The 1,087-nt window shown below is 70.7% G+C and carries 1 protein-coding gene; it reads left to right on the top strand.

Annotated elements, in window-relative coordinates; genetic code table 11:
* The coding region (locus tag I3F54_RS31865) for an ISAs1 family transposase (protein ID WP_240122405.1) at positions 1–1,077 on the top strand (1,077 nt) is incomplete at its 5' end.
* Positions 1,078–1,087: the final 10 nt, after the last annotated feature.

The raw sequence follows: 1,087 nt of genomic DNA on the forward strand, positions 1-1,087 counted from the left end.
GTCCTCGACGTGCTGCCCGATCCGCGCCGTCGGCAGGGACGCCGTTACCGGCTCGGCCCGATCCTCGCGCTGTGCACGATCGCCGTACTCGCCGGCGCCACCACCCTCGCCGCCATCGCACGGCATGCCGCCCACCTGCCCGACGAGACCCGTCACCGCCTGGGACTGCGGGCCGCACCACGGGCGACCACGCTCGGCCGGCTCCTGGCACGTCTGGACGGCGACGCGGTCGACGCGGCGGTGGGGGCATGGCTCGCGGGACATTGCAGCCGCCCCGACCAGGACGAAGGACTGTGCGCGGTCGCCGTCGACGGCAAGAGCCTGCGCGGCTCGCGCACCGCGGCGACCAGGGCGGTGCACCTGCTGTCGGCCGTCACCCACGGCGAACGCGCGACGCTGAACCAGCGGCAGGTCGCCGGGAAGAAGGGCGAGATCAGCGAGTTCAAACCGCTCCTCGCACCGATCGACCTGGCCGGCCGCACCGTCACGTTCGACGCCCTGCACACCCAGCACGCCCACGCGCGGTTCCTCGTCGAGGACAAGAAGGCCGACTACATCGCGATCGTGAAGGACAACCATCCCAAACTGCACCACTTCCTCAAGTCGCCGCCCTGGAACCAGATCCCCCTCGGACACGCCACCCGCGAGAAGGGACACGGCCGTGACGAGATCCGCCGCCTCAAAGCCGTCCAGGTCCCGCGCCGACTGCGGCTCCCGCACGCAGCCCAGGCGATCAAGGTCACCCGCCGCCGACGCGACCTGAACAGCGGCAAGATCCAGATCGAGCACATCTACGCCGTCACCAGCCACGACGCGTTCTCCGCGACCGACGCCCAGCTCGCCCGCGCAGTGCGCGAGCACTGGCACGTCGAGGCCCATCACCACGTCCGGGACACCACTCTCGCCGAGGACGCCTCCAAGATCCGCACCGGGAACACGCCCCGCGCGATGTCCACCTTCCGCAACCTCGCGATCGCCCTGACCCGCCTCACCGGCTGGACCAACACCGCCCACGCCACCGACTACTACAAGTCGCACCCCGGCCACGCGATCGACCTCATCCAACCCGACAGGTGAGAACGCAGGC

The sequence above is a fragment of the Streptomyces sp. MUM 2J genome, from assembly GCF_022414535.1.
In the GTDB taxonomy this organism is placed as follows: Bacteria; Actinomycetota; Actinomycetes; order Streptomycetales; family Streptomycetaceae; genus Streptomyces.